The sequence below is a fragment of the bacterium genome (genome assembly GCA_009926305.1).
In the GTDB taxonomy this organism is placed as follows: Bacteria; Bdellovibrionota_C; UBA2361; order UBA2361; family RFPC01; genus RFPC01.
This window is the reverse complement of sequence record RFPC01000012.1, coordinates 31,724-44,910: the sequence shown is the minus strand read 5'-3', so window position 1 is coordinate 44,910 and position 13,187 is coordinate 31,724. Positions and strand designations below refer to the sequence as shown.

11 protein-coding genes are annotated in these 13,187 nt (G+C 45.4%); 10 read left to right on the top strand and 1 reads right to left on the bottom strand.

Annotated elements, in window-relative coordinates:
- From mutS to EBR25_03650, 10 genes are all read left to right on the top strand, one after another.
- Positions 1 to 1,420 (top strand): DNA mismatch repair protein MutS (mutS, locus tag EBR25_03695; GenBank protein NBW40090.1); only part of this gene is annotated, 1,420 nt, incomplete at its 5' end.
- Entirely contained in the window at positions 1,395 to 2,627 is a 1,233-nt protein-coding gene (locus tag EBR25_03690; GenBank protein NBW40089.1) for an N-acetylmuramoyl-L-alanine amidase, read from the top strand. The genes mutS and EBR25_03690, both read left to right, overlap by 26 nt.
- A gap of 17 nt (positions 2,628 to 2,644) precedes the next feature.
- Positions 2,645 to 3,766, top strand: coding sequence for a CCA tRNA nucleotidyltransferase (locus EBR25_03685; protein NBW40088.1), 1,122 nt, complete (start codon positions 2,645 to 2,647; stop codon positions 3,764 to 3,766).
- Positions 3,763 to 4,773, top strand: a complete 1,011-nt coding sequence (locus tag EBR25_03680) for a hypothetical protein (GenBank protein ID NBW40087.1) — start codon at positions 3,763 to 3,765, stop codon at positions 4,771 to 4,773. Before EBR25_03685 ends, EBR25_03680 begins: the two co-directional genes overlap by 4 nt.
- Before the next feature lie 203 nt (positions 4,774 to 4,976).
- Positions 4,977 to 6,791: a Stp1/IreP family PP2C-type Ser/Thr phosphatase gene (locus tag EBR25_03675; protein ID NBW40086.1), complete on the top strand. Its 1,815-nt coding sequence runs from the start codon at positions 4,977 to 4,979 to the stop codon at positions 6,789 to 6,791.
- Positions 6,792 to 6,957: 166 nt separating this feature from the next.
- Positions 6,958 to 8,559 carry a bifunctional phosphoribosylaminoimidazolecarboxamide formyltransferase/IMP cyclohydrolase PurH gene (gene purH, locus EBR25_03670; GenBank protein NBW40085.1) on the top strand — a complete coding sequence of 534 codons (1,602 nt, stop codon included), beginning with the start codon at positions 6,958 to 6,960 and terminating at the stop codon, positions 8,557 to 8,559.
- Positions 8,560 to 8,657: 98 nt separating this feature from the next.
- Positions 8,658 to 9,920 carry a phosphoribosylamine--glycine ligase gene (purD, locus tag EBR25_03665; GenBank protein NBW40084.1) on the top strand — a complete coding sequence of 421 codons (1,263 nt, stop codon included), beginning with the start codon at positions 8,658 to 8,660 and terminating at the stop codon, positions 9,918 to 9,920.
- A gap of 8 nt (positions 9,921 to 9,928) precedes the next feature.
- Positions 9,929 to 10,318 (top strand): hypothetical protein, encoded by a 390-nt coding sequence (locus EBR25_03660; protein ID NBW40083.1) that lies wholly within the window; start codon positions 9,929 to 9,931, stop codon positions 10,316 to 10,318.
- Between the two features lie 12 nt (positions 10,319 to 10,330).
- On the top strand, positions 10,331 to 11,173 hold the full coding sequence (locus tag EBR25_03655; GenBank protein NBW40082.1) for a hypothetical protein: 843 nt from the start codon (positions 10,331 to 10,333) through the stop codon (positions 11,171 to 11,173).
- A gap of 11 nt (positions 11,174 to 11,184) precedes the next feature.
- The gene (locus EBR25_03650; protein NBW40081.1) at positions 11,185 to 12,222 is read left to right on the top strand and encodes an alcohol dehydrogenase; all 1,038 of its coding nucleotides are present in this window, start codon (positions 11,185 to 11,187) and stop codon (positions 12,220 to 12,222) included.
- A gap of 60 nt (positions 12,223 to 12,282) precedes the next feature.
- Here the strand turns inward: EBR25_03650 and EBR25_03645 are convergent, their stop codons facing one another.
- Positions 12,283 to 13,002 carry a hypothetical protein gene (locus tag EBR25_03645; GenBank protein NBW40080.1) on the bottom strand — a complete coding sequence of 240 codons (720 nt, stop codon included), beginning with the start codon at positions 13,000 to 13,002 and terminating at the stop codon, positions 12,283 to 12,285.
- Positions 13,003 to 13,187: the final 185 nt, after the last annotated feature.

The window sequence follows — 13,187 nt, the reverse complement described above, 5'->3', positions numbered from 1 at the left end:
CTATTTCGATGATACTCTTTTAAAGCGGCTTCAGGCAGTGCTGGTTGATACTCCTCCTGTACAAACAGCAGAGGGGGGGATTATTCGAGATGGCTTCGACAAGCATGTTGATCAGCTCCGTACAATTTCAGATGACACCCATCAGTGGCTTGCTGCTTATGAAGCTGAACAGCGCGAAAGGACGGGTATAAATACCCTCAAGGTTCGTTCCAATAATGCTATCGGACTCTATCTTGAGGTAACGAAAGCAAACAGTGAGAAAGTGCCCTCAGACTATGCCCCGCGGCAAACCTTGACCAATGCCTATCGATTTACGACCGAGGAGTTGCGGGAGTGGGAGAAGAAATTACAGTCAGCATCTCACGATCTCTTAGCGCGTGAGCGAGAAATCTATCAGGGATTACTTCTTGAAGTACAAGAGTTTTGCCCTGTGTTACGCGATATTCATGCAGGGGTTGCGACTATAGATGTGATAACAGCTTTTGCGCAGAAAGCAGAAGAGGCAAATCTGGTAGCTCCAGAATTTGTCTATGAGGAACCCCAACTTGAGGTTGTAGACGGATGGCATCCAGTGTTAAGACAGATCGTTCACGATCAATGCGTCCCAAACAGTCTCGTATTAAATTCAGATTATCGATGTCTTCTCCTCACGGGACCAAATATGGGAGGGAAGTCTACATACCTTCGTCAGGCAGGTCTTCTGGTTATCATGGCGCAGATAGGTTCGTATGTCCCGGCAGCGAGAGTTAAAATTGGAGCCTTTGATCGAGTATTTGCTCGACTGGGTGCGGCAGATGATCTGCATGAGGGTGACTCTACCTTCATGGTAGAAATGAAAGAATCGTCTGTCATTACCAGACATGCAACTGCACGCTCTCTCGTACTTATTGATGAATTAGGTCGAGGAACGGCTACGGCAGATGGCCTATCACTTGCGCAGAGCTTATTGGAATATTTATTGTCGTCAGTAGAGTGTTTCTGCCTATTTGCTACTCATTTTCACGAGTTGATTGAGCTTGAGAATGATTTCAATCAATTCAAGAATATTTCTGTAAAAGTAATTGAAGACGGATCTGAGGTCGTATTCACCCATGAGGTCATTAATGGAGCAGCGAGTCGCTCTTATGGTATTGAAGTTGCTCGACTTGCAGGCCTACCAGATTACATTTTGAAGCGAGCCGAGGGTCTGTTGGCTGATGCTCTTGCCGTTGAGGGAAAGACAAAGGTTCTCCCTCGTCAACAACTTTCTCTTCGTTTGACTTCACAGAGTGTCCCGCCCCGCGAAAATGACCTTGTCCTTACCGCTGTGCGTGATTTACTGATGAGTAAGGCCCCAGACGAATGTACACCGAGGGAAGCTCTTGAAATGCTCTATAAGGTGCAGGAGATATTACATGAAGAGATCGCATCAAAATCTTAGGAACTGCTGTTTACTCTCCATTTGTTTTTTCTTTTTTTTAGGGGATCTGCAGGCTGACTCATTTAAGGAGGAAGTCGATAGCCTGATAGCGCGTCTTCGCTCATTGAGGAATACTGATGTTCAGTATGAGCGAAAATCTGATTGGAGTCGTCTTTCAAGCCGTTTTCAGACGATGCTGAAAACAATGCCTATGGGAGATAGTAAGTCTCGCGCCATGTTTCACTATGCGGTAGTAGAGAGAGAAATAGGAGAACGCGCTCAAGATTCAGAAAAGCTCCGTTTATCAGCAGAGCTTTTTGAAAAAATGAGCACTGCTGATACTCAGCATGAGTTAGCTGATGATGCTTTACATTCGGCCTATCTGATATATCGAGATTTACTTCATGAGGAAGCTTCGGTAGCCCGCATTAAAAATGATTTTTCTGATGTATTTCCCCGAAGTGAGCTGATTTTTTTACTTGATACGAATGAAGCTGGAGTTGAAGGGAAACGTAGGCACTCTTCTCAAAAGAACAGAGGAGATTCGGAAAAGCCTCTTATTTTTTTGGACCCAGGGCACGGTGGAGAAGATGAAGGGGCGGTTGGTGTCTCAGGAATACGAGAGAAAGATCTTGTTCTCACGTTAGCAAAACTTGTAGAGAAAGAGCTGATTAAGTCAGGCTGTTGTCGAGTTGCCCTTTCTAGAGAGTACGATGCTTTCATTCCTCTTTTTGAACGAACGGCTCTCGCTAATCGTTTGGGTGCTGAGCTCTTTGTTAGTCTTCATGTTAATGCGCACGAGGAAAATGCGGCTAAAGCGCGAGGCTTTGAAGTGTACTACGTATCCAATGAGAGTAATCCAAAAGCAATTGAACTCGTCAGCCGAGAGAACCGTCAAATGCAAGAGACGCAGGGATTCGGAGTGCAGACATTTTTAAGTGAACTGTATTGGAGAGGCGCGATAGAAATTTCAAAGCCCTTTGCACACAAAATGTATTCTACTCTTCGGAAGAAATTACCGAAGGAGTCTGATGGGATGGAAATTGTTGGCAGAGGGGTTCATTCGGCTCCTTTTTTCGTTCTCTTTGGTGCTGAAATGCCAGCAGTCCTTTTGGAGTTATTTTTTGCTACTCATCCGGATGATGCGTTCTTGCTTTCAACACCACAATTTCGAAATCAACTGGCGCAGGCTATCGTTCAAGGAATTCAGGAAGAGCTGACGGAGTAAATACGTTGACTATTTTCATGCTCTCAAAAGAAAGATTCGATCTTCTACGGAAAGTTCGGGAATGTGCGAAGCAGCATGGCGTAGAGTGCTTTCTCATTGGTGGAATCGTGCGAGATATTTTATTGCTCGAGGAGGTTCACGAGACGGATATCGATCTGGTGGTCGTCGGTCCCGTATATTCTTTTGCTGACGCACTTCAGACAAGTATTGGCGGAAGAATAATTCCATTTAAAAATTTCTTAACGGCCAAAATAACTGGTTTACATAGTCACGGAGAGTGCACTGAATTAGACCTCGCTCAGGCTCGCAAAGAAGTTTATGAGAGTCCTGGCGCACTACCAGAGGTCCATCCAGCAACATTAGAGGAAGACTTAGCCCGAAGAGATTTTACCGTAAATGCTATTGCGCTCTCAGTCACAGAGCTTCTTAAAAGTTATGAGCCAGATACGAAAATACTGAGGCTTGATGACACTATGCTTGTTGATCCTCGGGATGGATATGGGGCATTGAGAAGAAGAGAACTCCAAGTCTTACACTCTCTGAGTTTCATCGATGATCCAACCCGTATCGTTCGGATGTATCGGTATCAAAACCGTCTGGGATTCTCAGTCGAAGAGCAGACGCACGAGTATGCTCAGAACGCGCTGAAGGCTCGATGCTTCAGTACTATCAGTCTTCAGCGTTTGTGGAATGAAGTGAGAAAGTGCCTAGCTGAGCAGAGTATAAAGAATCTTTTTCCTCGTTTGTTTCATATCGGCTGTTTTGATGAGAGGACAGGTTCTCAGCTTCTCGGGCCAAAGACGGAAAAAGTTGCTCACATGTATGCAGAGGCAGTCGAGACCTTTTCCGTTGTTGAACGCGCCGAACTTTTTCACCTCATGGCCATTTATGAACTCTTAGGCGAGGCAGGATATGAGATGAGCCGTGCGCTAGGTGAGATTGGCTCTATGCCGATAGGAGCGGGCATAAGCGAGTATTTTTCTCGCATTGGAGTTGGAAAGAAGAGCCTGAAAGAGCTCATGACCCTTTTTCAGCAACTTGTCGGCCGATGCTCCCATCAGAGTGACGAGCACTTAGTACTTTTGGAAATACTTATATCTGAGTACTCTAGCGAGAAGATGAAGAAAGGGAATACATGAAAATGAATCGTTCAGAGAAGAGGGATAGCTCTTTTAGTGATGGTCGTTCTCACTGGGGACTCCGTCTTGGAATAAGTCATGCGGTGATTGTTATCGGACTTATTACAGGAGGACTGCTCGCTTCTTTCTTTTTAGGTTTTCGGGTTGGTAAGAAAGAGCAATTCGATACGTATGCGTCTGTATCCCTTGAGCGATTTCCGCGACTTCCAATTGCAGATGGTGGAGATGTAAAGCAAGTCTCAGAGCGTATGGTTGATGAGGTTTATGACGAATTACAAGATCTCTCCACTATCAACCAAGAAGATATGCTGCCCCATAATAAAGATTCCGAGTCGAGCCTGGACCTAAAACCAGTGAAGATAGTCCCACTTCAAAAGGTTATAAATGAAAAAACTACTGCAGACATGGCCAAGAATTCATCAGCTGACTCAAGTACGACGGCTCTTGTCTCTGATAAGAAAGTGAAGGGAGAGTTGACGTCTGCGCAGAAGCAACAACTGGTGAGCGCAGCCGGTCTATTACGGAGAGACAAGGCTCGCAGCCAGACACTTGGAACGCTAGTAGATGGAGAGGATCAAGCGCTGGATAAAGTCATAACTGCTGACACCCGCCGTGATCCCACTAGTGGTGATCAGATAACGAATGCTGGAGTAAAGTTGCAGCCGCCCGTTGAACAGAAGGTGGTAGCATCCCTGCCTAAGAGTAGCGCTGCGGTTGTTCGGGAGAGTGGTATAAAGCCTCTTTCTAAAGGCTGGTATGTGCAGCTCGCTGCTTTTGAAACAGAGGCGGATGCGAATCAACTTCAGAGCCTGCTCATTCAAAACGGTTTTCGGGATGCGCATATCCAAGAGGCGAGGGTAAAGGAAAGGCGGTATTTTAGGGTGCTCGTGGGCCCAGAAGACAAACCAATACTAGCAGAACGACTCAAGCAGCAATTAGAGCGAGAATCATACCTCTCTCGTGACCCCTACCGTGGATTCAAACCGTATTTGAAAAAAATCGGGTAATCAGATTTCAAAATCGATGAGAATTGTCTGTGCCTCATGTGAACAGCTGGTCTCGTCATAATTTCTGTTTTAGAAAAAAATCTGAAGTATTGGAGCTAGTTGTGTCGATTCAATTGAACTCGTTTGAATTCATCAGCATCTAACTCTTCAGGAAGATTAGTCTTCAATTCTGAGGAGATCAGAGGGATTCACGGTATTCAATAGTGCAGAAGGGAGTGTACAAGACCCTTAGGGTTGAGCACTGTGAACTTGGTTCATACATGAATAAAGTCAAAGAAAGTACAAGTACAGATTCTGTGGAGCTGCGACCCATCAATGTGACGTCTGCAGTTGCCTCCGATATCGGAAGGGTACGTAACGAGAACCAAGATTCTTATGGAGCAAATCAGACAGAATTCTACAACCTTTTTGTTGTAGCTGATGGAATGGGTGGCGTTGAAGGGGGAGCGATAGCATCAAAGCTTGCTATTAAGACGTTCATTGAATCGCTTCATGAGCATGTTTCTGAAGATGAGCTGAGAGAGTCCTTAAAGAGAGCCAATCAAGCCGTATTTATACGTGGGCAAGAAGATGAGCAACTTGCAGGGATGGGGACAACTTTTGTTGCTATGTGTTTTACGGTTCATGAGACCTATCTCCTCCATGTTGGAGACTCTCGGGCCTATCGTTTTCGTCAAGGAGCCTTAGAGCAGTTGACTCGAGATCATACTCTCGTTCAGGAATTGGTAGATTCAGGCGCACTTCGACCAGAGCAGGTAGAGAATCATCCAGTTTCACATATGTTGACCCGATCTCTTGGCCCAAGTCAGAGTGTAGAACCAGATTGTAAGAGGTTATCTGATTATTCGAGAAGTGGGGATAGGTACCTTCTTTGTTCTGATGGTCTCTATAATCATGTGCGTGACGGTGAGATCGCCGAGATATTAAGTTCGAAGAGGGATAGCGAGGCGGTAAAAACTCTTGTTGCTCTGGCAAATGAGCGCGGTGGAACGGATAATATTACCGTTCTCATAGTTTCTGTATGTGATGGCGCACAAAATGGACACCAAGATCAGCGCATTCCGATCTCTGAATCAGGAGGAGTATCAGAGCAAACCAACTCAAGCACGTTTGTTGGTAAGCATGTTCGATCTCCACTCTCAACGGAAAAGCTCCTCTTCTTTTCTGTGTTAGCCCTCGGTATGGTGAGTTTACTTTTCCTTATTATTCCCTTCTTTATGAAGTCGGATCTGGCTATTCGTCCTGGCACGGCGCATCTCGCTCAGTCCCTTTCCGATTCCATAGAAACCATTTCTGAGGATCAGAAGATTGCACCATCTCGTTTTGAAGCCGCGATAACAGCAGCTGAGGGAATCGATCTTCTTCAAGCACGCGAGTCCAGTCTAAGGGAACAGAAAGAGGATACTGTACGATACATAGAGTTTTTTGAGCATGATCAACTAAAGCAAAAAGAGCAGCTCAACAGGGAAAATAATCGAAGAGAAAATAAAGAACTTGATAGGGTTCGCATTCAGATAGAAAGAGCGACTAGGAAATTGGCAGTATGGCATCAGCGTAAGAAAGATAGCGAAGGGAAGGGAGCCTTAGCTGTTGCGATAGAGGTTGCTGCCGTTTCGGATGCAGTACGAAGTCTTAAGCTTCAGTTTGACCAGATTACATGGAAATACCTTCGCAAAATGGAAGCTCTACGTTATGAGCCTGATAACATTGAGCTCAAAGAGCAGCTTTTGGAGCTCCAGCAAGAGCGAGAACAAGCTCTGCTTACTCTCAGTGCCGGTATTCGTGACACCATAAAGGAAGAGGGCTCTAAGACTGAAGCAGAGGTCGCAGAGCTCATCATAAGAAAAGATGCGCTGCTTGCTCGTTTGACCCGTAATATTCGGGAAAGAGAGATTCTCACCGTTCTTATTGACGGGTCAGCCTCTGAGAGGAAGGCATTGCGTGAGGAGTTAGAGGCAGAATTGAGAGTCATTGAGAGTGAGCAAGCCCAACTGAAACCTATGAATGTTTCCTTCTAGAGCTGATGCCATTTTTATTTGGCATTTTATCGTTGCCCCCGAATAATACACTGTCCTACAGAAAGCGCGTGATTGGCGTAAAATTAACTTTTCCACCAGCAAGAAACTTCACTCGGGAAAAGGGGTGTGATAGCCTTTAGGCGCCTTTGGAAAGGAGTGAATCTCTATGGAAAAGTTTGCGCTCATCAGTGTCTCGGATCGAGAAGGAATTCTTGAGTTTGCTCAAGGACTTTCCGAACTTGGATATTCTTTGTTAACTACCTCTGGTACTCAGAGATATCTATCAGAGCAGGGCATTCCGACCTGCTCTATAGCAGAATATACCGGACAGAAGGAGATCCTCGGTGGACGAGTAAAGACGCTTCATCCAAAAATTCATGCTGGAATTCTCGCGCAGCGGTCTGATGCACAACATTTAGCAGAGCTCAGCTCTCAAGGAATTCCGCTTATTGATGTGGTGGCCGTTAATCTCTATCCATTTGAAGAGCAGTTACAGCAGAGAGGTGAAAAATCACTCCCAGAGTTAATTGAATATATTGATATTGGCGGCCCGACTATGATTCGAGCTGCGGCAAAGAATTGTGAGTCTGTGTATGCCGTTATAGAGCCGCATGACTACAGTGCCGTGCTTGAGGCATTGAGAAGTAGTGAGGCAAATAAAACTACTGCACCTGACTTGTTTGATTTGCGATTACAGCTCTCACAAAAGGTATTTACGCGACTAGCCCACTATAATTTGGAGATTGCTAAATATTTATCCGAAGAATCTGAAAGCTTGAGTGAACGTGAATATGTAGCGGGAGGACGACAACGCTCTTTTGGACAGGTCTGGCGTCAAGCCCAGTCATTGAGATATGGAGAGAATCCTCATCAGTCAGCTCGTCTCTTTCGGTCAGTATCTGCTCCCGTAACGGGATGGCGTCAGATTGGGGGTAAGGAACTCTCATATAACAACATCTTAGATGCAGATGCTGGATATAGACTTACAAGGAGCTTGTATTCGCAAAGAGAACGTTTTGGATCAGGAGAGGTAGTAAGTATCATGAAACACCTCACGCCGTGCGGCGTCTCTGTTGCGTCTACCCAGGAAGAGGCACTGACGAGAGCGAAGGCAAGTGATCCTCGAAGTCACTTTGGGGGTATTATTGGATTTGCCTCAGAACTTACCGCACCTGCAGCAGAGGCTATTGCAGAGGATTTTGCAGAGATTGTGATTGCACCGAGTTTCTCAGATGAGGCAAGAGCAGTTCTTTCGAGAAAGTCGAATCTTCGATTATTAGAATGTGACTATTCAATGCCTATCGCTTCAGAGCTACGCTCTACTTTATTTGGTTATCTTGAGCAGAGTCCTGACCTCTCAGGATGTTCGGTCCGTGACGGAGAGATCATGAGTGGTAGTCTCGAGGATCCTTCTCTATTACAGGAACTTGAACTGGCATGGGCGGTGGTTGCACATGTAAAGTCCAACGCCATAGTGTTGTTTCAAGGTCAGCAACTTATTGGAAGTGGCGCTGGTCAGACGAGTCGTATTGATTCGGTCGAAGTTGCGCTCTACAAAGCAAAGGAGCACAAGCATAGGATTCAGGGCGCAGTAGCTGCCTCGGATGCCTTTTTCCCATTCCCAGATAGTCTGGAGAGGTTGGCTGCTGAAGGGGTAACGGCAGTAGTTACTCCAAGTGGCTCAAAGAAGGATCCAGAAGTTGTTGAAGTAGCGCGGCAGCTCGGTATGACTTTAATTTTCACTCCAGAAAGGCACTTTCGGCACTAAAAGAACTATGTGGCTAGATTTCTGGCCGCATTACATTGGAATTCAGCCGGCGGCAGAAGCGTACTCGTGGCAGGGAGAAAATAGGAGGCGGTGGCACAATGAAAATTCTAATTGTAGGGAGTGGCGGGCGAGAACATGCGCTCGGATGGAGAATTGCTCAAGATACATCTGGGCCACATCAAATATTTTTTATCTCTGGTAATCCTGGAACAGCTAATATCGGCGAAAATATAAATATCCCTGAATCAGACATAGCGGCTATATGTGAGTTTGCGGGAAAAGAGGCTATTGATTGTACGATAATTGGCCCAGAGGTTCCGCTGCGTGATGGTATTGTTGATGAATTTCGAAAGCGAGAACTGCCAGTCTTTGGGCCGACACGCCTAGCAGCTGAGATAGAAACTTCTAAAAAGTTTGCAAAAGAAGTTATGACCTCTGCTGGTGTGCCCACTGCTCACTATGTGTTCTGTACAAATGAAGCGGAAGCGCTTTCGGCGTTACCAACATTTGGACCGACTTTTGTTCTCAAGGCTGATGGTCTGGCTGCTGGCAAGGGAGTAGTTGTTACAGAGAGTAAATCAGAGGCTGAAGAGGCGATTAGAGAACATTTTAAAAATCAAAAAGGAGCCGAAGGAATTCTACTTGAGGAGTTTCTCGACGGAGTGGAAGTTTCTTTTATTGTCATGACTGATGGCAGTCGAACGGTTGCATTTCCAACTGCAAGCGACTACAAGCGGATTTATGACGGTGATCGCGGCCCGAATACCGGCGGAATGGGAACCGTTTCGCCATCACCAAATATTGAGTCAGGAAGAGAGCAGGAGATTGTTGAGAGTATCATTAAGCCAGTGCTCGTCGAATTAGAGAGACGTGAAAGAAAATTTACCGGATTTCTCTATGCAGGATTAATGGTATCTCCGTCTGGAGAACTTCGCGTTGTTGAGTTTAATGCCAGAATGGGGGATCCAGAGGCACAGGTTTTGCTCAGGAGGTTTTCAGGAGATCTTACGGAAACCTTGTATGGACTGGCTACAGGAGGAGTGATTGATGCTATGCCGAGCATAAGCTCTGATTCTGCTGTTTGTGTCGTGATGGCATCTGAGGGATATCCGCTCACTTCTGCGAGAGGCGATCAAATCATCGGTATTGATGAGGCAGAGGCTTTGGGGAACATAGTGGTATTTCACGCGGGAACAGCTCTGGAAAAATCTGCCGTAGTGACAAATGGTGGTCGGGTGCTTGGCGTAAGCGCGATAGGAGAGACCCGAACAGAAGCGAGACTAAAGGCGTACCATGCTGTCGAACGGATATCTTTCTCAGGCCAGCAGTATCGGTTAGATATCGGATTGGCAAAAGGATAGGAGTTGAGATGAGGCAAGGAAGAACACTCTCGTTAATAGCTCAGTTCTCTCTGTTCGGATTCCTCCTCTTAATACATCTCATGGCAATGCACCCTTTGGGGAGTTTCTCTGTGGCTGATGAGGTAAATGTTCGCGAGTGCCGAATCATAGATGAACGAGGTCTTACTCTTGCGGTAGAAAGGGGGATTCAAGAAATTTTCACCATTACTCTGGAGTTTTCGAAAAATAGCGATGTGCAAGGTAATATAGTTCTCATGGACTTAAGTGGAGCTGGAGATACAAGGAGGGCAACGATTCAAGAGTCGGGTCGGATTGTTTTTCCGAATATTGAGCCTGGTTCGTGGCAGCTCTCTCAACGGCCGACAGGTTTGCAGCTTCTCTCTGTTCGAATTGATTAACCGAAATGCTCAATGAAGACCTATCAAAATATTATAATCAGTGGGAAGGATGCGGAAACCGTTTCGTATTTGCTCATTGATAGTGGAGCATTAGGTGCCGTAGAGAAAGACGATGGAAGAGTAGAGTTGTTTTATGACTCAGATAGTGTCTCTCGAGCTCTGAACAGTTTATCAAAGGACTATGAATTTTCAATAGAACATGGAGAACCTGTTGACTCTTCGCTTGACTATGTCTCTTTGTCTAGTTCGAAATGGTATCCGATAGATGCAGGTCAGGTTCGAATTATTCCAGTGCTTGGTGAGGAAACGCGTAAGCATTCCCCTCATGATGTTCTGCTGCGTCCTGGAAGTGGATTTGGTACAGGGCATCATCCAACAACGAGAATGTTGATCGCATCTCTGATCAAACAGAGCAGCTCTATGCACGCATCACATTCTCTTTGGGATATTGGCGCAGGCAGTGGCATCCTGGGGATTATCTTTCGGAAATTAACTGGTGGTACCGTCACTGCCTGGGAGTATGATAGTTTAGCGATAGCGAATGCAAAGGATAATATCCAACTCAATGCACAGGATCTCCATTTTATAGAGGAGCCATTTGCAGGAGGAATATATCTTTCGAAACAGAGTGTTGATTTGCCAGATCTGATCGTAGCCAATCTGTACTCTGATTTGCATAGAGAATTCTCTGAAGAATATTATCGATGCCTGAACTCAGGAGGAGTATTGATGATATCCGGCGTTCTGTATGAACAATGGTCTGATCTTCGTGAGTATTTTCCCTGTAATAAGTGGAACTGCACGGAGATCTCCCGTCTCGGTGCTTGGTTGGCGTTATCTTTCGCGCGAAAGTAGAGGTGAATGGTATGAAAATGAAGGCACTCTATTTTTCCGAGCATGGTGATAGTACGAAGGTTCAATACGGTGAAGTGGAACTTCCTATTCTCAGAGCAGGCTGGTCTCGTATTAAAGTCGAGGCTGTTGCTCTGAATCATCTCGATATCTGGATTCGGCGTGGTTGGAAGGGGTTACATTTACCTTTACCACATGTAACTGGTGCCGATGTGTGTGGGATCGTAGTTGCTCAGGAAGGCAGTACTCATTCGATATCAGCAGGTGATCGTGTCGCGGTCTATCCAGGCATTCTCCCCGCCTCTGATGAATTTACCTGCCGAGGAGAGCCCTCTGTTAGTCCTAATTATCAGGTTTTGGGCGAGCATATTTGGGGTGGATTGGCTGAGTACGTAGATGTGCCAACAGAGAATCTCTTAAAAGTAGATTTGAATCGGGCAGCAGAAAAAATTGCAGCCCCAAACTTAGTCGTGACCACTGTATGGCGGATGCTTTTTGCGAGAGCGGCTTTACAGAGGGGAGAAAGTGTTCTCGTTGTAGGAAGTGGAGGAGGAGTTAATTCTCTTACGATACAGATCTGTAAAGCGTTGGGGTGTGAGGTATATGTAGTTGCAGGAGGTTTGGAGAAATCAAATCGCGCACGATCACTGGGAGCAGCTGACGTAATTGATTATACCCTGACAGAGGACTGGCATAAGACACTGATGAAGTTGACCAAGGGAAGAGGGGTTGATCTTGTAGTCGATAATGTAGGAGCCAATACTCTAACAAAAAGTCTAAAAAGTGTCCGTAGGGGCGGTAGAATAGTCACTGTTGGAAATACATCTGGCTATCAGCTATCGCTCGATAATCGACTCATATTCGGAAAACAGATATCGATTATTGGATCGACGATGGGAAGTCGTGAAGATTGGAAGGATGGTTTGCAGTTTCTACTCGATCAAGATATTGAAGTTGTCATTGATGGAGTCTATCCCTTGGCAGAGGGAAGAGAACAGTTACAAAGGATGGAGAGAGGCGAGCATTTCGGTAAAATTGTGTTGAAACCGTAGTGGTATAAGACGGCAATTAATGTGCCTAACGTGTTTCTATTGAGAGATAAGCCCCTTTTCTTAAAACCGTTCTAGCTTTTGCAATAATCTCCGTTCTTGCATTTCTCGAACTCGCTGACTTGGTCCTTTGTACAGAGACTTCTCAAGAGTAGTTGGGAGAGGCGCATTTTCAAAAGTCTCCACTACGGTCTTAAAGTATCCTTCTAGCTCCTCTGGTGAAATTTTACTGAGATTAGCGCACAGTTTTTCTAGCTGTATCCCTCCTTTTTTCACATCATATCCGCGCTTCTTGAGTAGTGCTAATCTGTCAAGTTGTCCTATTACATCATTAAGTAATATTTGAATAGCAGCGCTTTCCCTCGCTCCAGGAGTCTGTTGTTTTAGTTGCGCAGAGATATCTATAATCTCCATGAGCTGTTCGATAGAATATGGTTGGTAGAGAAGACCATCTATGCCGATTCGCATATTTGAGAAGATATCTGATGAGGCTTTTTTTTTCGTATTTAAAATCAAGATATATGCGGCATCAGCAGCAGAGCTAGTATTTTTTGAGGACTCTATGAAGTGTCCGAGGGTTGCCTCATCCATTTCATTACTCATAAAGATAATATCCCAAGATTCCTCAGCAGTACGAATATGTTCTTGAGCATCTCTCAGAGTCTGAGCAACGGTCACTTTTGTAAATTCTGGCACCAGCTGAGTTGCACTTTTAAGCCGAATTCGGCGCTCCTCATTGGAGTCAAGAATCAGCCCCGTGATGCTGCGCGAGTCTTCTGTCATAGCGATGTAACTGGTTTTTCATTCATTGAAAGCAATATCGTCAATTTTTTGATTGGACTGAAGTTGATTAGCGAAGCGAGAAGCTCGGTAACCAGCTGATATCATTCAGCATTGAAAATTTAATCACTCTAAGTGTCTCAGAGCTTTTCGAAATAGCCATAACGACGGTAAGGACACTGCGAAAA